This is a genomic window from Stenotrophomonas sp. 704A1 (assembly GCF_030549525.1).
In the GTDB taxonomy this organism is placed as follows: Bacteria; Pseudomonadota; Gammaproteobacteria; order Xanthomonadales; family Xanthomonadaceae; genus Stenotrophomonas; species Stenotrophomonas tuberculopleuritidis.
In genome coordinates this window covers 3,357,730-3,384,054 of the sequence record NZ_CP130831.1, presented here as the reverse complement: position 1 = coordinate 3,384,054, position 26,325 = coordinate 3,357,730, and the positions used below count along the sequence as shown (strand labels likewise).

Annotated in this window: 7 protein-coding genes; all 7 read left to right on the top strand. The window is 62.5% G+C overall.

Annotation, left to right across the window (positions count from 1 at the left end; all coding sequences use genetic code 11):
• Positions 1-41: 41 nt before the first annotated feature.
• The 7 genes from Q5Z10_RS15635 (at position 42) to Q5Z10_RS15605 (ending at position 26,304) form a co-directional block, all read left to right on the top strand.
• Positions 42-851 carry a thioesterase II family protein gene (locus Q5Z10_RS15635; protein ID WP_303636304.1) on the top strand — a complete coding sequence of 270 codons (810 nt, stop codon included), beginning with the start codon at positions 42-44 and terminating at the stop codon, positions 849-851.
• On the top strand, positions 852-7,781 hold the full coding sequence (locus Q5Z10_RS15630; RefSeq protein ID WP_303636303.1) for a type I polyketide synthase: 6,930 nt from the start codon (positions 852-854) through the stop codon (positions 7,779-7,781).
• 73 nt (positions 7,782-7,854) lie between these two features.
• Positions 7,855-10,674 (top strand): non-ribosomal peptide synthetase, encoded by a 2,820-nt coding sequence (locus tag Q5Z10_RS15625; RefSeq protein WP_303636302.1) that lies wholly within the window; start codon positions 7,855-7,857, stop codon positions 10,672-10,674.
• A complete protein-coding gene (locus Q5Z10_RS15620) occupies positions 10,659-15,833 on the top strand; it encodes a type I polyketide synthase (RefSeq protein ID WP_303636301.1) in 5,175 nt (1,724 codons plus the stop codon). Before Q5Z10_RS15625 ends, Q5Z10_RS15620 begins: the two co-directional genes overlap by 16 nt.
• Entirely contained in the window at positions 15,833-24,106 is an 8,274-nt protein-coding gene (locus Q5Z10_RS15615) for a non-ribosomal peptide synthetase (RefSeq protein WP_303636300.1), read from the top strand. Before Q5Z10_RS15620 ends, Q5Z10_RS15615 begins: the two co-directional genes overlap by 1 nt.
• A 70-nt stretch (positions 24,107-24,176) precedes the next feature.
• A complete protein-coding gene (locus tag Q5Z10_RS15610; RefSeq protein WP_303636299.1) occupies positions 24,177-25,253 on the top strand; it encodes a class I SAM-dependent methyltransferase in 1,077 nt (358 codons plus the stop codon).
• Positions 25,254-25,284: 31 nt separating this feature from the next.
• Positions 25,285-26,304: a TauD/TfdA family dioxygenase gene (locus Q5Z10_RS15605; RefSeq protein WP_303636298.1), complete on the top strand. Its 1,020-nt coding sequence runs from the start codon at positions 25,285-25,287 to the stop codon at positions 26,302-26,304.
• Positions 26,305-26,325 lie beyond the last annotated feature (21 nt).

The window sequence follows — 26,325 nt, the reverse complement described above, 5'->3', positions numbered from 1 at the left end:
CAGCTGGCATGCGTCCGGCCACCAGCCATCAGGGAGAGAGCATGATGTTGAATTCCAACCCTTGGACGATGGCGTTCAAGCCCAATCCGCAGGCGCGGATGCGCCTGTTCTGTATCCCGTATGCAGGCGCCGGGGCATCCGCGTATCGTGATTGGCATGCTTCGATCCGCGGTGATGTGGAGGTCGTCGGCATCCAGCTGCCAGGGCGTGAAAGCCGCTTTTCAGAGCCGCCGCTCGTTTCGATCGACGACATCGTCGGTCAGCTCACCGAGGTCATCGCCCAGCACGGCGATAAGCCCTTTGTCCTGTTCGGGCATAGTCTCGGCGCACTTGTCAGCTATGAGCTGACCCGGGCAATCCAGCAGCTTCGAGGAAGTACGCCTCGCCACCTCATCGTCTCCGGAACACGCGCGCCATGTTGCCCGCGGCGGGACGATCCGATTCACCAACTGGATGACGACACCTTCCTTGACAGGATCAAGTCCTTCAACGGCACCCCGCCCTCATTGCTGCAGGACATGGAGCTGATGAAGCTGTTTACGCCGTTGCTGCGTGCTGATTTTCGAGCAGCAGAATCCTACCGGTACGTCGACCGGGGTCCGATCTGGTGCCCGGTCACGGTGCTGGGCGGGGACGAGGATGATGGCGTGCCATTGGACGACCTGAGTGCCTGGTCATCCATGTGCAGTTCGCGATACGACAGGCATGTTTTCCACGGTGATCACTTCTTCATTCACAAGCACAAAGCAGCGGTCATCGACATCATCAATAGAGTCTTCGATGGCTTGCTGTCGCAGGGCAGGGGGCAGCCATCGGCAACCCGCGGCATGCTTGAAGAAGGCTTGATCTGAATGAATGCCAGGGACGTGGTGCAACAGGCACTGGACGCGGGTATCGCGCTGTACATCAAGGATGGAAAGCTGGCGTACAAGGCCAAGCGCGGTGCATTTACCGAGTCCCTGCAGGCACTCGTAAGGGCGCATAAGGGTGAGATAGAGCAGTATTTTGCCGCGCAGGCCGCCGCGCCCGGGGAACCGGATTCGGCTTTATCGCCGGTGCCCGTGCCGGATCGTGGCATCCTCTCCTTTGCGCAGCAGCGGCTCTGGTTCATTGACCAGCTCGGCCATGGCAGCGCGCAATACAACATGCCTGCGGCGCTTCGCCTGGCGGGGACGCTCGATACGCAGGCCCTGCAAGCGGCCTTGAACGAAATCATCCGTCGCCACGAAGTGCTGCGGACTACCTATCGGAAGACGGCGATGGGGGGCGTCCAGGATGTTGCATCCTCCTTGAATGCCTCGTTACCGGTAGTGGACTGGACCGGTGTACAGGAGGATGAGCAGGCCGCCCGGGTCGAAGCGATGCTTCGCCATGAGCAATCCACCCTGTTCGACCTGGCCCACGACCCCATGGTGCGCGCGTCGTTGGCCCGGCTTTCCGCCGACAACCATGTCCTGTTCCTGACACTGCACCACATTGCAGCAGACGGTTGGTCTCTTGGGATTCTGGTCCGCGAGTTTGCCGCCCTTTACCAGGCATTTGTCGAAGGGCGCGAGCCTGAGTTGCCACTGCTTCCCATCCAGTACGCCGACTACGCACACTGGCAGCGACGTACGGCATCCAGTGGGCTGAATCAGAGCCACTTGAAATTCTGGCGCGACGAGCTCGCAGGTTCCCCGCAACTGCACAACCTCCCGACGGATCGGTTGCGCAGCCCGCAGCAGGCAACGGCAGCCAAATCGGTGTCCCAGATGGTGGACCCGCCCCTGCTGGCCGATCTGGTCGCGCTGGGAAGCCGTCACGGGGCCTCGCTGTTCATGGTGCTTCATGCGGCGTTTGCGATTCTCCTGGCGCGCTGGAGCGGGGACGACGATATCGTCGTGGGTACGCCGGTTGCGGGTCGGGATCATGAGGATGTCGAGCATCTGATCGGCTGCTTCGTCAACACGCTTGCCTTGCGCAGCCGCGTTACACCAGGCATGTCGTTCGAGCAGTTCCTGCGGCAATCACGGGCGTCCACCCTGCGCGCTTACGCGCATCAGCAGATACCCTTCGACATGGTGGTTGAGAGCCTGAATCCACCGCGCAGCCTGAGTCACCCACCGTTGTTCCAGGTGATGTTCGCGCTGCAGAACTACGACATGAGCGCACTGACGCTGCCCGGCCTGACCGTCGAGGAGCTCGTCTCTGGGCCTCAAAGTTCCAAGTTCGATATCGGGGTCATCGCCATTGAATCCGAAGGCGCCCTGCGGCTGTCGTGGACGTTTGTCGATGGCCTGTTTGAGCTTTCGTCCATGCAGGGGATGGCATCAAGCTATCTCAACCTGCTGCGGGCGATCGTGGCCGAACCGGCCCAGGACATCCATCTGCTGCCGTTGCTGAGTGCAGAACAGGCCGCCGGGATGTACGAGGAGGCGCGGGCCCGGCAGGGCTGCATAGTGCGGGACGCGCGCGGCGCCCTGCAGCCCCAGGGAGCGGCGGGACACGTGGGCCGCATGCGCGCCGGGCTGGCTGCCGCCGATGGCGCGCAATGGCATAATAGCGGCGAGATCGGCTTCCTGCGCTCGAACGGTGACATCACGATCCTGCGCGAGGCGCGTGATACCGAGACGCTCAACGGACATCGGGTCGCGATCAAGGCCATCGAGGCGGCACTCCTTGATACGGGCTTGGCCGAATCGTCTGTCGCAAGGATGCTGACGTATGGCGAAGCGGAATCGCCGGCGTTGGTCGCGTATGTCGTGCCGCGCGAGGACAGCCGGGGAACTTTCACTGACGATTGCCTTGAAGCCCTGCGCGCACGTGTGCCGGATTTCATGCTGCCGACCGTCTTCGTTGTGGTTGAGTCGATCCCCTTGATGGTGAACGGCGCGGTCGACGTCGCCCGGCTCCCCATCCCAGCTCTTCCGATTGCTGCGGTGGCCTCACACACGCCGCCGAGCCTCGCGCTGGAACAGCAACTGTGCGAGATCTGGTGCCTGGCGTTGTCGTTGCAGTCGGTGGGTATCCATGACAGCTTCTTCGACGTGGGCGGCACGTCATTGCACTGCATCATCGTCCAGCAGGAGATCCTCAATCGTACCGGGCTGAAGATCGAGGTTACGGACCTGTTTACCTATCCCACGATTGCGGGGCTGGCAAAGCACCTTCAGCACCGCCAGCGCGATGCCGAAGAAGCGGACGCCGGCCTGCCGCGGGATCGTTCCGAGCCGTTGATGGCAGACAGCAACGGTCATTCGCCGAGTGGTGCCATCGCCATCATTGGCATGGCGGGACGTTTTCCCGACGCGCGCGATGTCGATGCGTTCTGGGAGAACATCAGGGCCGGTACGGAATCCCTCACTGTCTTCACCGACGAGGAACTACTGGCCGCAGGTGTCGCCCCGGCGCTTCTGACCGATGCTGCCTACGTCAAGTCGGGCGTGGTGCTTGAAGGGATCCGCGAATTCGATGCGGCGTACTTCGGCTTCACACCGCGCGAAGCCGAAGTCATGGATCCCCAGCAGAGACTGCTGTTGGAATGTGCCGTGGAAGCACTGGAGCAGGCCGGCTATGGCGACCAGGCCACTACGCGGGAAATAGGTGTCTACGTGGGCACGGGGGAGAGCCATTATCTGTTCGAGAACCTGCTGCCCCAGTCGGCGCTGCTCGAAACGATGCGCATCGCCGTCATGCATGGTACCCGTCCCGATTTCATGGCCACGCGCCTATCCCACCGGCTGAACCTGGCTGGCCCGAGCATCAGTGTTGGTACGGCATGCTCAACATCGCTGGTTGCCATACACCAAGCCGTCCAAAGCCTGCTGGCAGGCGAATGCGAGATGGCGCTGGGCGGAGGAGCGTCGATTTCGCAGCTCGGTCCGCGCGGCTACCTGTACCAGGAGGGCTTCATTACCTCACCGGATGGACATTGCCGCGCCTTTGACAAGGATGCCGCCGGTACCCGAAGCGGCAGCGGCGCAGGCTTGGTGCTGCTCAAACGCCTGGAGGATGCGCTCGCCGATGGCGACACGATCCATGCCATCATCAGAGGCGCGGCCATCAACAACGACGGTGCGGACAAAGTAGGCTATACCGCGCCGAGCGTACTGGGTCAGGCGCGCGCCATCGCCCGCGCGCATGCCGTGGCGGGCGTCGCCGCCGACTCTATCGGTTACGTCGAAGCGCACGGAACCGGGACCCTGCTGGGCGACCCGATCGAGATGCGGGCGCTGGCCATGGCATTTTCTGGCGCGGCCACGCAGTCCTGCGCACTGGGCGCCGTCAAACCCAACATCGGTCACCTCGATTCGGCTGCCGGCGTGGCGGGCCTGATCAAGGCCGTGAAGGTGCTGAGTGAGCGGCAGATTCCGCCCACCGTGAATTTCAGGCAGCCCAACCCCCAGATCGACTTCGATAACAGCCCGTTCTACGTAAACACGGAGCTCAAGCACTGGCCCAGCGGGGAGACACCCCGCCGCGCCGGTGTCAGTTCATTCGGTATCGGCGGCACGAATGCGCACGTGGTACTCGAGGAGGCCCCCGCGATCAGGCAGGGACGGGGCTATCGGACGCATCACCTTGTACTGCTGTCGGCGAAGACGCCCAGCGCGCTTGCACGGCAGGCGTCGAACCTTGCGCAATGGATGGAGGGACACGCCGAGGCGGAACTGGCTGATGTGGCATACACGCTGCAGCGGGGCCGAACGGCGCATGGCCACCGCCTTGCATTCGTCGCCGAAACGATTCCCGGCGCCGCGCAGGCGCTCGCCGACAACACCGGCGAGCGCAAGATCGCGTCCGCCAACGCGTTCGTCGAAGATGCATCGGTCGTCTTCATGTTCACGGGCCAAGGCTCCCAGTACGTTGGTATGGGAGCGGGGCTGTATCGCGTCGAGCCGGTGTTCAGGGAAATGGTCGACAACTGCGCGACCTTGCTGGTGCCGCACCTCGGCCTGGACCTGCGCCAGGTCATGTTTGGTGCCGCAAGCGATCCATTGGCGCAGGACGCCATCGTCCGCACCGATCTTGCGCAGGTCGTGCTCTTCGTCTTCGAGTACGCGCTGGCTCGACAGTGGATGGATTGGGGTCTCCAACCAGCGGCCATGTTGGGGCACAGCCTTGGCGAGTACGTCGCTGCCTGTCTGGCTGGCGTGTTCACACTGGAAGATGGCCTGAAGCTGGTCGCCGCGCGCGGCCGCCTCATGCAGCAGGCCGCGCCGGGACGCATGCTTGGCGTCCGGCTGGGTGAAGAGGCGGCACGGGCGCTTGCCATGCAGTGGTCCTGTGAACTGGCCGCCGTGAATGGACCTGACGACTGCGTGATTAGTGGTCCGCGGGATGCCATCGATGGCCTTGCTGCGAACCTGAGCCAGCGCGATGTGTCTTGCCGCGTGCTCCACACCTCTCACGCGTTTCACTCGCGGATGATGAACGACGCGGCGATGCAACTGGGCGATCTGGTTCGGTCCATCCCGCTCTCGGCTCCCGTACTTCCGTACATTTCCAATGTCACCGGACGCTTCATCGAAGGCACCCAGGCAACAGATCCGGATTACTGGATCCGTCACGCCGTTGGCACGGTCCGCTTCGCCGATGGCCTGGGGACGCTGTTGGCCGACACTTCCGTCCTGCGCCGCAAGCGCCTGATGCTCGAGGTGGGGCCTGGCATTGCACTGACCTCGCTGGTGCGCAGGCAGGCAAAGAGCCCCGATGTGGCAGCCATCGCATCCGCCAGGCATCTGCATGATGAACGCGATGACAATGCCGTGCTGCTTGAAGCCCTTGGCCAGCTATGGGTTCACGGTGCAGCGATAGATTGGCGCGGCTTCCATTCTGGTGAGCAACGACGCCGAATTCCGCTGCCCGCCTATCCGTTCGAACGCCAGCATTACTGGATAGATGCACCCAGCGACGGGGTGCACGATGGCAGAACAGAACGAATCGCTCGGCTGGACGGCGGTTTCCATGTCCCGACGTGGATCCAGGCGCCCGCCTTGTTGCCGGCAGCGCCTGCGGACGACCGCAGCCTTTGGCTCATCTTTGCCGACGAGGGCAGCATGGGGGCACGTCTGGGGCGCAGGCTGGCTCGTGGCCACGCGCGCGTTGTGACGGTTTCCCGTGGTGGCGCCTTCATGCAGGAAGGAGAGAGCGCGTACCGAATCGATCCTGGCTCGGAGCAGGACTACCGGCAATTGATCGGCGTGCTGGCCATGCACAAGCCGGAGCAGTTGCGCGCCGTGCATCTGTGGAGCACCGACGGCTACGACATCGTCGATTCCTGTGATCGCACCGAGCATGCGGAGATCATGGCGTTCGGCAGCCTTCTTTACCTGGCCAAGGCCTGTGATGCGGTCATGCCACAGACCGGTGTGGAGCTGAACGTGGTTACCCGGAACGTCTTCAGCATCACCGGTGGCGAAACCATGGCACCGGAATATGCGCTCGCGTCGGGACTGGTCAAGGTCATTGCGCAGGAGTACCCACAGTTCCGCACCGCGCACGTCGACCTGACCACTCCAGCTTGGAATGATGTGGACCTGCAGCGCGGGGTAGAGCAGCTGCTGGCGGAGTTCGCGGCGGCAGAGCGGCCCGCGCAGGTGGCATACCGCGGGCGCAAGCGCTGGCTCCAGCGTCATGAGCCGATGCTGCTCTCGCGCCCGGAACGGCCAACGATCCGGAAGGGGGGCACCTATCTGATAACTGGCGGTATGGGGCGGATCGGCCTGCAGTTGGCACGGGAACTGGCACGGCAGGGAGCGGGGACCCTGGTTCTTGTCGGCCGGGCGGCATGGCCCCCCCGTGAAACCTGGGCGACCTTGCGCACGGACGGATCCAGGGTCCGGGCGGCGGGGCTCGAGGCCCTGCTGGCGGTCGAGGCGCTTGGGGCGAACGTAAGCATCCAGCGTGCCGATGTGGCATCGCTGGAGCAGATGCAGCAGGTGATCCGTGAGACCGAGCAAGCCTTCGGTCCCATTCACGGTGTCATCCACGGGGCTGGAAAGGTGCACGATGCACTATGCCCATTGGGCGGCATTGGTCTTCAGGACCGCCATGAGCAGTTCCAACCCAAGGTCGCGGGTACCCAGGTGCTGGACAAGGTGTTGGCCGGGCGTGAACTCGACTTCTGCCTGTTGATGTCCTCGCTATCTTCCGTGCTGGGCGGCCTCGGCTTCGGCGCGTACGCGGCCGCCAACAGCTACCTCGATGCCTATGCGCAATGGAAACACCATCAGGGCGACACCGCATGGCGGGCGATCAACTGGGACGCCTGGCGATTTGCGGATTCTGCAGCCGCTGATGGCTTCGGCATGAGCGTCAAGCAGGGAACCGAGGCGCTGGATCTGATTCTTGGCGCGCCACCGGTGCCGCAAGTCATCATTTCCACCGGTGATCTGGCCACCCGCGCCGGCACGTGGCTTCGACCGGCTGGCGACGCGCCAGTACTTGCTTCAGCACACGCCCGGCCAACGATACACACGGTATTTGCGGCGCCCAGGAACGCCCAGGAAACACGCCTGGCCAGTATCTGGCAGGAGATGCTGGGGTTCACCGAAGTCGGCGTTCATGACAACTTCTTCGAACTTGGTGGTGATTCAGTGCTCATCACGAAGTTGCTGGCCAGGATCCGCTCGTGCCCGGAGTTCGATGGCGTCAACCTCACAATCAAGCATCTTTTCGAAATGCCCACCGTCGCACAGCTTTCAACATGGGTGGACGACGCACGCCAAGCGGCCGAACTGGCGATGAAAAGCGAGTCACTGCGCGCGCGCAGCAAGACTGTCGAGATGGGTGAGATTTGAAGTCATCGCGTCCGGCGCAACGATGACGGCAGATAGGTATTGGACACCGCATGAACTACCCTGGGGGCGACTGATGGATATCAAGAATCTGGTGAACAAGGCGCTCGACGCCGGCATCCTGTTGAGTGCCAGGGAGGGTCGCCTGGTTTTTGAAGTGACGGGCGCACCGCTGTCGGTCGAGTTGCGCGATGAACTCCGCACGCACAAGGATGCGCTGCTTGCCTACCTTGCAGGGCACGACGCATCGGTGGCCCAGGCCGCCAACGCAACGAGTGTGACCCGCATCCAACCGGGGATGATCCAGGGCGGCAGGCGACCGCTCTCCTACGCACAGCACCGCCTGTGGTTCATCGATCGGATGGGAGGGAGCAGCCAGTACAACATGCCCAGTGCCTATCGCCTAGAAGGTGTTCTCGACCGCGCAGCGTTTGCGCGCGCATTCCGCGATGTCGTTCAGCGGCATGAAGTGTTGCGCACGAACTTTGTGGAGGAGCATGACGGCGTCGTCCAGTGCATCCATGATCAGATTGACCTGCCACTGGTCGAAGTAGACCTCACGGCGCTGCCGGCGACCGAGCGGGAGTATGAAATCCATCGCATCTTCAGCCAGGATGCGGTTGCTCCCTACGACCTTGCGTTGTCTCCCCTCATCCGTATTCACCTCCTGGCCCTGGCCGAGGAAGAAAACGTGGTGATCGTCAATATGCACCACATCGTTTCTGATGGCTGGTCGATCGACATCCTGATACGCGAATTCGCCATGCTCTACGCCGCCTACCGCGATGGGCAGGCGCCTGAGCTGGAGCCATTGGCGATCCAGTATGCCGACTATGCGCAATGGCAGCGCGCATGGATGGAAGGTGGCGCGATGGAAAGCCAGTTGGCCTTCTGGCGTTCGCAGCTTGACGGCATCCCCGCAGTCCACAACCTGCCGCTGGACAATCTGCGCAGGTCACAGCAGGACTTCTCGGGCGGGACCCATGTCCAGGCGTTCGGCGCCGGGCTTTCGGCCCGCATCCGGCAGTTCTGCAAAGAGCACGACGTTACGCCTTTCATGTTCCTTGAGACGGTGTTCGCGCTTCTTGTCCACCGACTGAGCAACGCCCAGGACGTTGTGGTCGGTACCCCGGTCGCTGGCCGGGAGCATCGTGAGACGCAAGCGCTGATCGGATTCTTCGTGAATACGGTTGTCATACGGAGCCATTTCAAACGGCCGCTGTCATTCGATGAACTGCTGCGCAGAAACAAGTCGACGATCCTCGACGTATTTTCCTGCCAGCACACGCCCTTTGAATTCCTGGTTGAAGAAGTCAAGCCAGCACGCAGCTTGAGCTATAACCCCATCTTCCAGCTGATGTTCAATTTCCAGAGCGTAGGACAGTCCGAACTCGTGTTGCCTGGGCTCAGCCTCACGCCACTGTTCGCGCAGACGGGGGTCACCAAGTTTGATCTGTCGGTGGATGTCACCGAATCGGCGGGAAGCATGACTGCGGTCTGGGGATACAAGACCGCACTGTTCCGGGAAGAGGCGGTGGCCCGCTTCGGGCAGAGCTACCTCTTGCTGATAGAGGGCGTATTGGGCAATCCGCGCGGAGACGTGACGCAACTTCCGATCCTGCCTGATGGCGACCGCAAGCTGCTCGCGCAATGGAACGACACCGCTCATCCATTCCCCGACACCTGCATCCACAGGTTGTTTGAGGCGCAGGTGGCGCGCACGCCAGACGCCGTTGCTGTGTCGTACGCCGATGAGCACCTTTCCTATGCGGAGCTGGATGCACGTTCCAACCAGCTCGCACATGCCCTGGTTGCCCACGGGGTCGCCGCCAATGCCTTGGTCGGTGTGGCCATGGAGCGATCGCTGGAGATGGTGATTGCATTGCTGGGCATCCTGAAAGCGGGAGGCGCCTACGTCCCGCTGGATCCTGGCTACCCTGACGATCGGCTTCGCTTCATGGCCAACGATGCCCACGTGCGCCTCATTCTTACGCAGGAACGCTTCCGGCTGCGTTGGCACGGCTTCGGCATGACTTGCTTGGCGGTGGACGATCCGGGTGTCCTGCAGCTGGCGGCTCACCCAGGCACGCCCGTAGCGGCCCAGCAGGACTCCTCGGGCCTGGCTTATGTCATCTATACCTCCGGATCGACCGGCACGCCAAAAGGCGTGATGAACTCGCACAGGGCACTGGCCAATCGTATCGACTGGATGCAGCGGCAGTATCTTCTCCAGGCCGATGATCGCGTCCTGCAGAAGACGCCATACAGTTTCGACGTTTCCGTGTGGGAATTCTTCTGGCCGTTAACGGTCGGCGCGAGCATTGTCATGGCCCGGCCAGGCGGTCACAAGGATCCGCATTACCTGCGGGAGGTCATCCGCAAGGAAGGCGTTACGACGCTGCACTTCGTGCCATCGATGCTCGGCAGCTTGCTTGATGCGATCGCATGGTCCGACTTGACCTGCGTGCGCAGGGTATTTGCAAGTGGCGAGGCATTGAGCCGGCCCTTGGTGGAACGCTACTGGGCGACGGGCACGACGGCCGAACTTCACAACCTCTATGGACCTACCGAAGCCGCCATCGACGTGAGCTACTGGGATTGTCGGCATGTTGCCGAGGACGGGGGCGTGCCAATCGGCCGTCCGATCAGCAACGTCCAGCTGCACGTTCTCGACGCAGATCGCCAGCAGGTACCCGTGGGGTGTTTCGGTGAGCTCCACATCGGCGGCGTTGCCGTCGCTCAAGGCTACGTAGGCAATCCTGACCTGACGGGTGAGAAGTTCATCGCCAACCCTTTCTCAAGCATCGCCGGTGCCAGGCTCTACAAGACCGGCGATCTGGCGCGCTGGCTTCCGGGGGGTATCTGGAATTTGCCGGACGGATGGATCATCAGGTGAAGTTGAATGGGCTTCGTATCGAACTGGGTGAGATCGAAGCGCGTCTGCTGGCCCAGGCCAGCGTGCGTGATTGCGTTGTCGTTGCCGCCAGTGAGGGGGCCAATCACCAGCGCCTCATTGCCTACCTGGTCAGCGACCGGGTTACGGAAGAAATGGAGGCCGCTGAGAGGCAGGAACGGCAGAGTACGGAAATCGGCATCCTCAAGTCCGGACTGAAACAGTACCTGCCCGAGTTCATGGTGCCTTCGTCATTCGTGTTCATGGATGCGCTTCCGCTATCGGCCAACGGGAAAGTGGACCGGAACGCGCTCCTCAAGCCTCCCTCGTCAATGGCACGCGGCACCTATGTGGCGCCGAGGCAGGCGCTGGAGCGGGATCTGTGTCGCATATGGAAACGCGTGCTCGACGTCGAAGAGGCTGGTATCCACGACAATTTCTTCGAGATCGGAGGCACGTCGCTGCTTTGCATCACGCTGCAGAAGCAGATCAACGACGATCTGGGGCGCGCCATCGCGCTCACTGACATCTTCGAGTTTCCTACGGTCGCCGAGCTGGCAGCACACCTGCGTCGGTCAAGCGGAAGTTCGTTCGATCCACGGATTGATGCGGACGAAGGCGACCGCGCGCGGCAGGGCTCGGGTGAAGTTGCCATCATTGGCATGGCAGGACGCTTCCCCGATGCGAACGACATTGAAACATTCTGGCGGAATCTCGCAGCTGGCCATGAAGCCTTGGGCGAGTTCGACGACGAAGAACTGCTGGCCGCTGGCGTGAGCCGCCAGCAGCTTGAGTCCCGGGACTACGTGAAGCGGGGCGTGCTCCTGGATGACCTGGATCAATTCGACGCCGGGTTCTTCGGTCTCACTCCCCGCGAGGCCGAAGTGCTGGATCCGCAGCAGCGCCTCCTTCTCGAATGCGCTGTCGAGGCACTTGAACATGCGGGTTATGGCGACGCCACGCGGCCGCGCCAGGTGGGGGTGTTCGTGGGGCAGAGCGAGAGTCTGTACTTCCTCAACCACCTCCTCAGCCGGCAGGATCTGCAGGAATCGCTTGGCGTCAGTCTACTCCACGCCAACAGCAAGGAGTACACATCGACGCGTCTTTCCTACAAGCTGAATCTTTCCGGGCCCAGCGTCAGTCTCGGAACCGCTTGTTCGACATCGCTCGTTGCAGTACATCAGGCCTGCATGAGCTTGCTGCAGGATGAGTGCCGAATGGCGCTTGCCGGTGCGGCCAGTGTGTCCCAGCTTGGGCCGCGGGGGTACCAGTACAGGGAAGGGGGGATCGCATCGCCTGATGGGCACTGCCGTGCCTTCGACGCTGCCGCTGCGGGCACGCGGGCCGGGAGTGGCGCCGGTCTGGTACTGCTAAAGCGGCTCGAGGACGCCTTGGCCGATGGCGATACGATCCATGCGGTGATCAAAGGATCGGCGACCAATAATGACGGTGCCGCCAAGGTGGGCTACACCGCGCCGAGCATTTCCGGTCAGGCGGCGGTTATCCGCCAATCGCAACGTCGTGCGGGGGTGAGCGCAGACAGCATTGGGTACATCGAGACGCACGGTACTGGCACGCGCATGGGTGACCCGATTGAGATCAAGGCGCTGGCAAGCGCCTTTGCCGGCATCGGCCATGACGGCTGTCTGCTGGGTACGCTCAAGCCCAACATCGGCCACCTCGACACGGCAGCCGGCGTCGCCGGCCTGATAAAAACTGTGCAGGTTCTGAAACACAAACAGTTCCCGCCCGCCATCAATTACGATCGAGCCAACCCGGAGATCGATTTCGGCACCACGCCATTCCAAGTCAATACGGTGCTGCGCGACTGGGAAGAGAACGGCCGGCCACGCCGTGCCGGTGTCAGTTCGTTTGGCATCGGGGGAACCAACGCCCATCTGATTCTCGAAGAAGCACCTCCGGTCGCCGAAAGCGAAGCCCTTGAGGGCTCCGTGCTTCTGGCGGTATCGGCAAGGTCGGCTACGGCACTGTCGGTCGCGAAATCCCGCCTGGCACGGCATCTTCGGCGCTTCCCCGAGCAGGCGCTGGCAGATATCGCCTACACGCTGCAGGTGGGGCGTACGCACCATGCCCACCGCTTCGTTGTAAACAGCAGTGATGCACTGGACGCCGCAGCACGTCTGGAGGAAGCATCGTCCGGTCTGCCGCCGGCCATCGTCAAAGAGGGCCAGCGCGTCGATGTTGTGATGATGTTCACGGGGCAGGGGGCGCAGTACGCGGGCATGGCACGTGGGCTGTACCAATGCCAAGCCGCATTCCAGACAGCCGTGGACGAGTGCGCCGAAATGCTGCGCGATCATCTCGACTGCGATATCCGCGAGGTCATCTTTGCGGACACGGCCGATGCGCGGCTCAGTCAGACCCGGTTCGCACAGCCAGCGTTGTTTGTCATCGAATACAGCATGGCGACGTTGCTCGAGTCGTGGGGTGTCCGCGCCGCCGCGATGATCGGGCACAGCCTGGGCGAATACGTAGCCGCCTGCCTGGCGGGCGTATTCGACCTGCGCAGTGCCCTGGGCCTGGTGGCGGCACGCGGTCGGCTCATGCAGAACGTGCCTGCAGGCGCGATGCTTTCCTGCCGTCTGACCGAGTCAGAGCTTCAGCCTTTGCTGGCTGCCACGGGATGCTCGCTTGCTGCAGTGAACAGTGCGGTGGATATGGTGGCCGCCGGAGATGTCGAGGCGATTGCACGGTTGCGCGCCCTGCTGGAGGCGCGCGATATCCGCTGTGGCGCCCTGCACACCTCGCATGCGTTCCACTCCTGGATGATGGATCCGGTGCTCGACGCCTTCCGTGCGGAGCTGGCTCACGTCGAGTTCAAGCCGCCGACGCGCCCATTCGTGTCAAACCTGACCGGCGCCTTCATCGAAGATGCGGAGGCGACCTCCATTGAGTACTGGCTCTCTCATCTGCGCGGAACGGTTCGCTTTGATGCCGGCATCGGCACGCTGCTGGAAGATGAGCACTTCATCGCCCCTGCCAGGGTGATGGTGGAGATGGGCCCCGGGATGACCTTGAGCTCACTCGTACACAGGCAGCGGCTGCAACCGCAGTCGATCGTCTCGACGCTACGTCCGGCGCAGGCGATGGAGAACGACAATGACGTACTGCAGCGGGCTCTCGGGCAGTTGTGGCTGGCGGGCGTGGACATTGACTGGCTGGCGGTACATCGCCATGCACCCCGGCGGCGGGTGCCGCTGCCGACCTATCCGTTTGAACGCCAGCGCTATTGGGTAGGCGCACAGAAGGCGCCAGTCGCGCTGAGCGTTGCGGGGAAGGCGGCACGCGTTGAGGACTGGTTCTACGAACCTGCGTGGCGCCTGCAATCGGTGTCGCTGCGGCCACCTGCGGACGCCCGGTCCGGCCTGGGCTGGTTGCTGTTCGCCGACAGTGCCGGTGTGGCCGACGCGATGGCAGCCAGTCTGAGCGAAGCTGGCGAGACGGTCACGCTGGTGCGCAGGGCAGGCCAACCGGCCGCAGCGCGCGCCGACGCTGGCTTGGTCATCCAGTCACCCGAGCGGGCCATTGAGTACAGGCAGTTGCTCGAGCGATTGGATGAGCGTGGCGTAGCCGTCACCAACATCGTCCATCTGTGGAGTCTGGAGGCATCAAGCACGTTCGATGTGGTGCAAAGCCTCGGGACCTACAGCCTGCTCGCGTTGACGCAGGCGTTGATGGCTTCACCTTCAGCGCGCGCAGTTGAGCTGACCATCGTGACCCAGGGTGCGTGGCGAGTCACAGGAAACGAAGCACTGGTGCCGGCCCAGGCCACGATAGGCGGCTTGGCAAAGGTGATTCCGCAGGAATCCGGCGTTCGCTGCTTCCAGGTCGACGTCGCCACGGCGGACAACACCGCGCCACTTCAGCCTGACGCCCTGGCTGCCCGGCTTATCAGGGAAGCTGCCTCGCACGGCCCGGACCGCGAGCAGGAAGTCGCCTTGCGTGGTGCACAGCGCTGGAGCAGGCATTATCACGCCGCGCGCAGCCCGCAGGGGCCCGTGCGTACATTGCGCCAGGGCGGGGTGTACCTGATCACTGGAGGGCTTGGGAACATTGGCCTGGCCTTGGCCGACTACCTGGCAGGGACGGTACAGGCCAAGCTTGTGCTGGTGACCCGGAACGCGTTTCCGCCGCGGAGCAGCTGGTCTGCCCACCTGGCCAACAGATCGACCGCGCCCCAACTCCTGCACCGCCTGCAGGCGCTCGCCGCGCTTGAGTCCAGCGGGGCCGAGATAGAGATCGTCACCGCTGACGCTGCCGACGTTCAGCAACTGGACGACGTGTTCGCACAGGCGCATGCCAGGTTCGGTCGCGTCGACGGCGTGATCCACTGCGCTGGCCAGGTGCACGATGCGATGGTCGGGCTGCAGGAACTGTCGCCTGCGCATTTCCAAGCCCAGTACCAGGCCAAAGTCCATGGCCTGCTGGCGCTCGAACACGTGCTCTCCGGCTACAGCGTCGATTTCTGCATGGTCATGTCCTCGTTGTCAGCGGTGCTGGGTGGCCTCGGATTCGGCGCGTACGCGGCAGGCAACGCGTTCGCTGATGCCTTCGTCAACGACCTCCACAGCCGGGGCGACGAGCGCTGGCTGAGCGTGAACTGGGACGGGTGGGCATTCGGCCCGTTGCCTGCGGGGGACACCTTCAGCATGACCGCCAGCGAAGGCCAGCAGGCGTTCGCGCAAGCCTTGCGAAGCGCCTGCGTGCCGCAGCTGGTCAATTCCACGGGGCTGCTTGCAGACCGGCTGCAGAAGTGGGTCGAACGTGATGTGCCGGCGCAGACAGCCGTGCAATCCCATGCACGCCCGGAGCTCGATTCGCACTTTGTCGGGCCACGCAATGCCATCGAGGGGCGGCTGGCCGATTCGTGGCAAACACTGCTCGGCATCGATCAAGTAGGCGTGCACGACAACTTCTTCGCGCTTGGCGGGGATTCATTACTCGCCACTCGTGTAATCAGCATGATCCGGCACGAGTTCGGGGTAAGTGACAAAGTGTTCTCACTGAAGGATTTCTTTGTGAAGCCGGAAGTCGGGGCCATCGCTTTCAAGATCGGTTCGCATTTAGAGGGGGTTGAGGCAGAAATGCGTAAGAACCAGCTGGTCGAGGCCGGAATGCAGGCAGAAGAGGGAATCTTGTGATGAAGACGGCGGAGCAGATCGTCGCGGATGCGACAGCCCATGGCGTGGTGCTGTACGTCAAGGAGGGGCAGTTGGCCTACGTCGCCGAAGCGGGGCGCTTTCCCGAGGACCTGAAAGAGGAGATCCGTGGCAGCCGGGATGCCATCGTAGCGATGCTTTCGGCCCGGGCAGCCGAAGAACTGGCCCGGATGCCGCCGGCCGTTCTCTCCATCGACGCTGTGCCAAGGCAGGAGCATATGCCGGTCTCGTACGCCCAGCACCAGGTCTGGCTCGCCGACCAGATGGATCCCGGTGGCGCGCGATTCAACATGTCGATGGCGCTGCGGCTGCAGGGGGAACTGCGGCAGGACGCACTGCACTTCGCGTTGGACGAACTGGTCAGGCGCCATGAAGTACTGCGTACCGTCTATATCCGGGTCGCTGATGCGCCTTTCCAGTGCATCCAGCCGGCGCGACCGGTGCCGGTCATGTACATCGACCTGACATCGCTGCCGGAGCCCGAGCGTGCGCAGGCGTTCGCTCGGCACCAGCGCGAGGAAGGGCGATCCGGCTTTGACCTTGCTACGGACCTGATGTTGCGGGTACGTCTTGTCGCCACCGCGCCACAGCAAGCAGTCGCGCTGCTCACCGTGCACCACATCGCCTCCGATGGCTGGTCGATGGGCTTGCTGATCCGCGAATTCGTCGAGTACTACACCGCGTACGTGGAGGGTCGGCCGGCCCGATGCGAACCCCTGACCATCCAGTACGCTGACTACGCAAGCTGGCAACGTGTGAACATGGAAGGCGAGGTGAGCGCCGGGCAACTGGGCTACTGGCGTGAGCAGCTGAGTGGCGTGCGCGAAGGGCCCGTTCTCTCCACTGACAAGCCGCGCCCGGCGCGAAGCTCGCTTCGTGCTGGCATCAAGGCCACCCCCCTTGGCACGCGGCTGTCCGCTGAAGTGCAGCGGCTTGCAGCCGCGTGCGGCGTCACTCCGTATATTGTGCTGCAGACCGCGTTCGCGCTGCTGATAGGGCGCTGGAGTGGACATGCCGATATCGTCATCGGCACGCCGGTGGCAGGGCGTACTGACAGGGCCGTCGAGCCGCTCATCGGATTGTTCGTCAACCTGCTGGCGTTGCGGACACGAATCTTCGACACGGACACGTTCACGACGCTCCTTGCGCGCAACCGCGAGACCATCCTGGACGCCTACGCCCATCAGGACCTGCCTTTCGAGCTGGTCGTGGAGGATGTGCTGAGCAAGCGGGATCCGAGGGCGTTTCCCCTGTTCCAGACGGTGTTCAACCTGCAGAACATCGGGCAGGACAAATTGCTGCTGCCCGGCCTTGAGGTAACAGGCCAGAACGCTGAGACAGTTGCAAAATTCGACCTTGAAGTGACGGTCGAAGAGGGGGCTGAGGGATTGTGGGTGCAATGGAAGTATGCGGCCGATCTGTTTGATCCATCCACCGCTGGGGCGCTGGCAGAGTGCTACCTGGAGCTGTTGCAGGGAATTGTCGCCGACCCCGGCCGTCCGGTGTCCTCGCTTGCCGAAGCGGCAGGCATCGCAGTGCTTGCTGCCGAAAGCCGCATCGCGCCCGCTGTGTCGACGGAAGCCGAGGCTGTAGAGACGCCCTTCACCGAACCGACGACGGCGACCGAACATCTGATGGCTTCGTTGTGGCAGCGGGTCCTCGGCCATGGGCGGATCAGCACGCAAGCCAATTTCTTCGACCTGGATGGCAATTCGCTGAAGGCCATGCGCCTGGCCACGCTGGTGGCGGAAGCATTCCACGTGCCGGCATCGGTTCGCGCACTGTTTGAGAACCCGACCATTGCCGCGCTGGGTCGCCATGTTGACGCACTTGCGCCGCAGGAGTCGGCGCGTATTCCGGTGGTGCCCGCTGACCAGCCCGTGCCCCTGTCGTTCGCGCAGCAACGGTTGTGGTTCATCGACCAGCTCAACGGCGGCAGCGCCCACTACAACATGCCTGTCATGCTTCGTGTGCATGGAGAACTCAGCGTGACAGCTGTGCAGAGCAGCTTGAATGCCATCATGGCGAGGCACGCGACGCTGCGGACTGTCTTCTCACAAACCAGTGAGGGGCCGGTGCAGCTCGTCCAACCCTGGTCAGCCCTGCCGCTTCCGATCGTTGATCTCCAGGCGCTGAATGCATCCGAACAGGAGCAGGCGGTGTCTGACGCCGTGCGCGCCGAAGCCGCTGCTGCATTCGATCTGGCCAGGGACGCCATGCTCAGGGCGAAGCTGCTGTCGTTGTCGGCGCGCGAACACATACTCATCATCGTGGTGCACCACATCGCCTCGGACGGCTGGTCCATGGACATCCTCCAGCGGGAGTTCGTGGCGCTGTACCAGGCATACCTTGAAGGGCGCGAGGCGAATCTGCCGGCATTGGACACAACGTATGCGGACTACGCATGCTGGCAGCAGGAATCGCTCACGCATGAAACGCTGGAGAGCCAAAGAAACTACTGGGATGCGCTGCTGCGTGGTGCCCCTGCCATGCATAGCCTGCCGCTTGACAGGCCGCGCCCGCCACGCCAGGAGTTCGCCAGCGCGCTGTGCCGGCGTACCGTTGGCAAGGCACTGCTGGACGACCTGGGATTGCTCGGCAAGCGCCACGACGCCACGTTGTTCATGGTGCTCCAGGCGACCTTCGTACTGCTTCTGTCACGCTGGAGCCAGCAGGAGGACATCGTCATTGCCTGCCCCACTGCGGGCCGCACGAACAGCCAGTTGGAGGGCCTGATCGGATTCTTCGTCAACACGCTGGCCTTCCGCCATGCGCTTCCGCCGGAGAAGAAATTTGAAGAACTGCTCGTGGAATGTCGGCAACAGGTGCTCGAGGCATTCGCCCGGCAGGATTTCCCCTTTGAAATGCTCGTCGAGCAGCTGCAGCCGGAACGGAGCCTCAGCCACACCCCCCTGACCCAGGTGCTCTTTACCCTCCACAGCGAAGACCAGGCCGAACCGCCAGCGCTTGACCTGCGTATCGAAGCTGCCGGTGGCGCTGACCCGCTGACCAAGTTCGATATTGAACTGCTGGCCATCGTAAAGGAGGGTGGCATTCAACTGGAGTGGCGCTACGCCTGCAGCCTGTTCGATGCTTCGACAATCACGCGCATGGCAGACAGCTTCGAGGTCCTGCTGCAATCGGTCGTCGATGCACCGGACCAGCGACTTGCTGCGCTGCCGGTCCTTGGTGCCCAGGAGCGCGAGCGCGCCCTGTTCGCCTTCAACGATACCGGGCGCGGGTTCCCCGACCAGGCGTTGATCCACGAGCTGTTCGAGTCGGTCGCTTCGGCACGCGCTGCGTCCACGGCCGTCATCTTCGAGGAGCAGTCCCTCAGCTATTGCGAACTCAACGAGCGGTCGAACCAGGTCGCGCACGCCTTGTTGGCGCTGGGGGTCGAACCCGACAGCCGGGTCGCCATATGCACGGAACGAAGCCTGGATCTGGTTGTTGGCCTGCTGGGCATCCTCAAGTCCGGCGCCGCTTACGTTCCGCTCGACCCAGGCTATCCCATGGAGCGCTTGGCTTACATGCTGCACGACTGCGCTCCCGCCGCGCTGGTCACCAACGTGCGCGCCACCCAGCTCCTGCCTGCGCTCGACATCCCGGTCCTGTGTCTGGACGACGCCGAGAGCGTCAAGTTGCTGCTCCGGCAGCCACGGCACAACCCTGATCCGCGCACGTTGGGACTCGGCTCGCGGAACCTCGCCTATGTCATCTACACGTCGGGTTCAACGGGCCTCCCCAAAGGCGTCATGAACGAACACCGCGCCGTGGTGAACCGATTGCTGTGGGCAAAAGACGCGTACTCATTGCGCACCGATGATCGCGTGCTTCAGAAGACACCATTCGGGTTCGACGTTTCGGTCTGGGAATTCTTCCTTCCGTTGTTGTCGGGCGCGGTCCTTGTCATCGCCCGCCCAGGAGGTCATCAGGAGCCGGACTATCTGGTCGATCTGATCGGCTCAGCTGGCATCACCATGCTCCACTTCGTACCCTCCATGCTGCCCGCGTTCCTTGAGCACGCTCACGTGGACGCCTGCAGGACGGTCCGGCGCATCCTGTGCAGCGGCGAGGCGTTGCCGTTCCCGATGCAGCAACAGGTCATGCAGCACCTGCCGGGCGTGGAGCTTCACAACCTGTACGGCCCGACCGAAGCGGCCATCGACGTGACGGCCTGGCGATGCGAAGCGGGCAGGTACGATGGCTTCGTACCCATCGGCGCTCCGATCGCGAACGTCCGGATCTACATCCTGGATGCACAGCGGGAGCCGGTGCCGGTCGGCGCGCCGGGAGAGCTGTATATCGCCGGTGTTGGCGTGGCACGTGGCTATCTGAACCGGGAGGAGCTCACCCGCGAGCGGTTTGTGAGCGACAGGTTCGATACGGATCCTGGCGCCATGATGTACAGGACGGGTGACCTGGCGCGTTGGTTGCCGGACGGCAACATCGAGTACCTCGGTCGAAATGACTTCCAGGTCAAGATCCGAGGATTCCGCATCGAGCTGGGCGAAATCGAGGCGCGGCTGGCTGCCTGTTCCGGCGTTCGCGAAGCTGTCGTTCTTGCCAGGAACGATGCTCCCGGCGATCCCCGCCTCGTGGCGTACCTGGTTCTCGACGCCGGGCGGCCGTTGAGTCCAGGTGAACTGCGCGCTGAGCTGGCGCGCAACTTGCCGGAGTTCATGCTGCCCTCGGCGTTCGTGTCCCTGGAACGCATGCCTCTCACCGCCAACGGCAAGCTCGACCGCGATGCACTGCCTGCCCCGGAGACCCGTGAGGAACCTGGGCACGCGAGCGGCCTGCCGTCCACGGCGACCGAGCATGCATTGTGCGAGATCTGGGAGGTGCTGCTGAAGCGGGCGCGCGTCGGTGTTCACGATAACTTCTTCGAGATCGGTGGGCATTCGTTGCTCGCAGCGCGGGCAGCCCACCTCATTGCCGAACGTTGCGGCAGGGCGGTACCGATCCGCAAACTGTTCGAGCGTCCAACCATCACCGAGCTTGCGCTGTATATCGATGAACAGGCCGAGGCAGTGAATGCGCCCATTTCTCCCGCCCCCTCCCATCAACGCATCCCGCTATCGTTCGCGCAGCAGCGGCTCTGGTTCTTCGACACCCTCGACAAGGGGAGCCCGCAGTACAACATGCCAGCAGCGGTGCAGTTGCATGGACCGCTCGATCACGAAGCACTGAGAAGGAGCCTGGAGACGATCATCGAACGGCATGCGGTACTTCGCACCGTTTACCGCTCGGATGCAGAGGGGCCGGTCCAGGTGATTCAACCCGCCACAGGCCTGAAGTTGCCGTTGGCGGACTTGACCGGGCTTGAGCCGAGCGCCCAGGCCGAGGCCATCGATCGAGAACTGCGTAACGAGCTGACAACGCCGTTTGACCTGGGCGCTGACCGGATGCTTCGGGTACGGCTGCTGGTACTGGCGGAGCAGCAGCATGTGCTGCTGGCCACGATGCATCACATCGCTTCGGATGGCTGGTCCATCGGTGTTCTGACGCGTGAGCTTGCTTTGGCGTATGCGGCCTATAGCGAGGGCGCTGAGCCCGACCTTCCGGTCCTGCAGATCCAGTACGCCGACTACGCGCACTGGCAGCGGCAGAACCTCACCGACGACAATCTGCAGGCGCAGTGGACGTATTGGGAACAGGCCCTGCGTGATGCCCCGGTCGCGCATAACCTGCCGCTGGATCGACCACGGCCGCCGCAACAGGATTTCAATGGTGAGATCATAAAGCAGCGTCTGGACGTGGATGTGCTGCGAGGCTTGAAGCAACTCGCGGCAAGGAGTGGTACGACACTCTTCGTTGTCCTCCAGAGCGCTCTGGCTGTGCTACTGAGCCGATGGAGCAACGAGTCCGACATCGTGATCGGTAGCCCGGTGGCGACGCGGACGCATCATCAGGTCGCACCGCTTATCGGCTTCTTCGTGAGTATGCTGGCGTTCCGCCACCGCCTGTCGCGCGACCTGAGCTTCGAGGAAGTACTGGCAAATGCCCGCCGCCAAGCCCTCAATGTCTTCGCCAACCAGGATATTCCCTTCGAAGTTCTCGTCGATCGCCTCCAGGCAGGTGGCGGGTTGCCGCACAGCCCGATCTTCCAGGTTGCCTTCAACATGCACAACAATGAGCCGCTGGAGCTCAGCTTGCCGGGGCTGCAGGCGAGCCTCCTTCCCGACGCAGGGAACATGGTGAGATTCGACATCGAGGTGTCGGCGACTGAGGCAGAGGACGGCCTTTGGCTCAACTGGAACTTTGCCGTCAGCCTCTTTGATGCGTCATCCATCCGACGCATGGCGGACGGTCTGGCGCTTCTTCTGGATGGCGTTCTCGCCGATGCTGGAGCACGCGTAGCGGACCTGCCCATTCTCTCGGCTGCCGACCGCTCACTGCTGACCCGTTGGGAGAAGAACGACTCAAGCTACCCTGCGGACCTCTGTATTCAGACGATCTTCGAGGATCAGGTCGAGCGTGCGCCAGAGGCGACGGCGGTGATCCTTGGCTCAGAACAGCTGACGTACGGTGAGCTCAACGAGCGAGCCAACCGCGTGGCGCACACGCTGCTTGCGCGAGGTGTCAAGCCCGACCAGCTGGTGGGCATCAGCGTCGAGCGCTCGTTCGACATGATCGTTGCGGTGTTTGGTGTGCTGAAGGCCGGTGCCGCGTATGTTCCGTTGGACGCAAGCTACCCGGATGACCGGCTGCGCGACATGCTTGAGGATAGCGGGGTAGGCATCGTGCTTACGCACGGGCGCATGTTGCAGCGGGGCCTGGTTGATGCCGGGTCCTGCATCGCACTGGATGACGAAGCCCTGTTCGAATCCAGTCCAGTGACCAATCCCGTCGTGCCCGGCGTGACGCCGGATAACCTTGCCTATGTCGTCTACACCTCCGGCTCGACCGGGCGACCCAAAGGCGTGGCGATTGTTCACCGCGGCGTGACCCGCCTGATCGATGACCCCGAATACGTTCCCCTGGAGCGCGGGACTCGCATGGGGCAGATCAGCACCTTTGCATTTGACAGTTCGGTACTCGAGATCTTCGGCGCCCTGTTGAACGGCGGGACCCTCATCCTGTACCCGGGCCGCGAACTGGATGTGGGCGGCTTGCCGTCCTGGCTGCGCGAGTACCAGGTCAATACGCTGTTCCTGACGTCTGCCCTGTTCGAAGCATGGGCGGAGCTGGTCCAGACGCGGGAAGATGTCGTCGTCAAGCACGTCATGATGGGAGGTGACGTCGTCTCTGCACGCTCGGTGGCGAAGGTCTATGCGCTGGACGCCGGGGTAACCATCATCCATGCGTATGGGCCGACCGAGAATACGGTGTACACGACATGCCACGTGGTGTCGCGCGATGACGCGCAGAAGGCCACATTGCCGATAGGGCGGCCGATCCGACAGACCAGCCTTCATGTGCTTGACGTTGAAGGGCAGCACGTTCCCATCGGCGTTGGCGGAGAACTCCATGTGGGCGGGGCGGGGCTTGCCCGGGGATACTGGCGGAGGCCGGAGCTCACGCAGGAGAGGTTCGTCTGCCTCCATGGCGACGGCGAGCGCGTCTACAAAACCGGAGACCGTGTCAAATTCCTCGCAGACGGCAACCTGCAGTTCCTTGGCCGGATGGACAACCAGATAAAGATCAGAGGTTTCCGCGTCGAACCCGGTGAGATCGAGTACCAGCTGCGACGTAATGCCCGGGTCGCCGACGCCTTGGTCTTGGTGGACGGCTCAGGTGTCGAGAAGCGACTGGTGGCGTATGTGGTGGCGCGGCAGCCCGCCCAGGATGCGCTGGCAGATCTGGTGGACTCGCTCAGGGAGGAGCTGAGGCAGACTCTGGCCGAGTACCTCGTGCCCAACGCGTTCATCGTACTGGACGCATTCCCCGTTACGAGAAACGGAAAAGTCGACCGGACAGCCCTGCCGAAAGCCAACTTCCAGTCCTACATCGAATCGCGCTTCGTGGCGCCTGCTACGGAAACAGAGAGTGTGCTGGCCAGGATCTGGCAGGACGTACTCGGACTGGACAAGGTCGGCACCACGGTCGACTTCTTCCAGGTCGGCGGCAATTCGTTGAACATGACACGGCTGCAGAATGAAATCAGGCGAGTCTACGGCGTCACCGTGCCGTTGAAGTCACTCTTCTCGCGCACCACCATCCTGGAGCAGGCGCCGCTGGTCGCAGGCCTTGCCGGAAGCGCAGGCCCTGGCGAACCTGCCGATGGGGAAATGATCGAAGAAGTGTTTTGATCAATCGCGTCGCCATCCAAATAACATAAGATCAGTTCGAAGGGAAAACATGACACAGGACTCGTTGAGCATGATCAATTCGTTCCGCGCTGAAGAGGCAAGGCCAGAAAGAACGACGGGCGAGGTAAGGGCGATGTACGAGAAGTTCCCTTATCCAAGTCCGATCATTGGCGAGGGCGTTATTCGCGATAACGCAAACATGCTTAGCGTGCTGTTTCCTGGTGAGGACTTTGCCGGCAAGAGGATCCTCGACGCAGGGTGTGGCACCGGCCAACGGGCCAATGGCGTGGCCAAGATGTTCCCCGACGCACGGGTGACCGGCGTGGACATGACCTCGGCATCGCTTGACGTGGCCAGGGAGATGGCAAGAAGGAACGGGATCGAGAATATCCAGTTCCTGCAGTGCGACCTGCTGAAGCTCGACCTCGGTACCAAGTTCGACGTCATCATTTCAAGCGGCGTCATGCACCACCTGGAAGATCCCGCCAAGGGCCTGCGGAACCTGCGTGCCCATCTGACCGATACCGGTGTGGTCATGATCTGGCTGTACCATTCGCTGGGCGAGTACGAGCGATTCCTCGGTCGCGAGTTGCTGCACCGCCTGTGGGGCGCGGACAAGTCCGACCTCGACCGTGGCGTGTCGCTGATGGATGCGCTGAATCTCGACCTTGGCTCACATCAGTACGGTAGTGTCTCTGGCCAGGTGGACAGGGAGGTCAGCTATCGTTCCATCAATGCCGATGCCTACATGCATCCCATCGTTGAGGCCTACCGGCTGTCCACAGGCCTCTGCATGATGTTGAACGCCGGATACGATTGGGCCTCGGTGGCGAGCATCAACATGATCGGGAAGAGTGCCCTTGTGGATATCGAGGGCGTCATCGACCCGATCTATGCCGACATCTCCCTGCAGTTGAACGACCTGTTCGACGACTTTGACCTGCAAAGCAGCTATCTGGACCTCGATCGTCTGGAGAAGCTCCATGTGATCGAGCTCGTCCTCAAGCCAACGGCCTTCACGATGATCGCCGGTAGTGCCGGCGCCATCTCCCATCAACCCGAGTGGCTGCAGAAAGGGGCGTTCCACAAGGAGGCGCTTGAAGCGTTGGACAAGTGTGGGTCAATGAATGTAAGCATCATCAAGTGATGTCTCCTGTGCCCTCAACGTGCCAATGGTGATGGATGTGACGAAGAAGAAATCGCTTCCACTGATAGTAAATGCCCCCGCTGGGCGCACCGATATCTGCGAGTGGCTGAAGGATGAGAAAGCCCCGTTGGAGAAGGGGCTCGCTGAGCATGGCGCGGTCCTGTACCGGGGTTTCGATCCTATCGACGCCAAGACGCTGGGTCAGCTGGTCAGCAGGCTGTCGAGCCAGGAGTTCGTCGGCACGGAGGAAAGCTCGCCAAGAAGCCAGATCGACGGGAATGTGTATACGTCGACCAACTATCGATCTGATCAGGAGATATTTCCCCACAACGAGAACTCCTACAAACGGTCGTTCCCGATGAAGCTGTTCTTCTACTGTGCGATGCCGTCGGAGGTGGGGGGAGAAACGCCGTTGGTCGATTGCCGCTCGGTCCTGCAACGGCTCGACCCACTGATAGTCAAGACGTTCTTCGAAAGGAAATGGATGTATGTGAGGAACTTCGGTGGCGGCATTGGCGTCCCATGGGAGGAGGCCTTCAGTACCACGGATCGATCGGTGGTCGAGCAGTATTGCCGCGATGAAGACATCCAGTTCGAGTGGACCGGAACGGATTCACTGCGGACGCGTCAGGTGAGGGATCCGGTGTTGCGCCACCCGCTTACCGGTGAGCTGTCCTGGTTCAATCACATCACGTTCTTCAATATCGCGACGCTTGATGAGCGGATCCGTGAGTCCCTTCTGTCGATCTGCGATATTGCGGACTTGCCGCACAATACGTACTACGGTGACGGAACGCCGATCGAAGCATCCGTGATGGAAGCGCTGCAGCGTGCCTACATAGCGGAAACCGTCGTCTGGAAGTGGGAGCGCGGCGATCTGATTGTGGTTGACAACCTGCTGACGTCCCACGCGCGCAAATCCTACGAGGGCGAGCGATCGATCATGCTGGCCCAGGCCGATCCGATCGCGAGGCGTGATCTGAGCGTTTCGGCTCAACAGCTGGACGATGTCGTGATGATTGGCGACGGAACGTTCGATGAGTATATTTGAGCATTGCGGCAGACTGCCAAC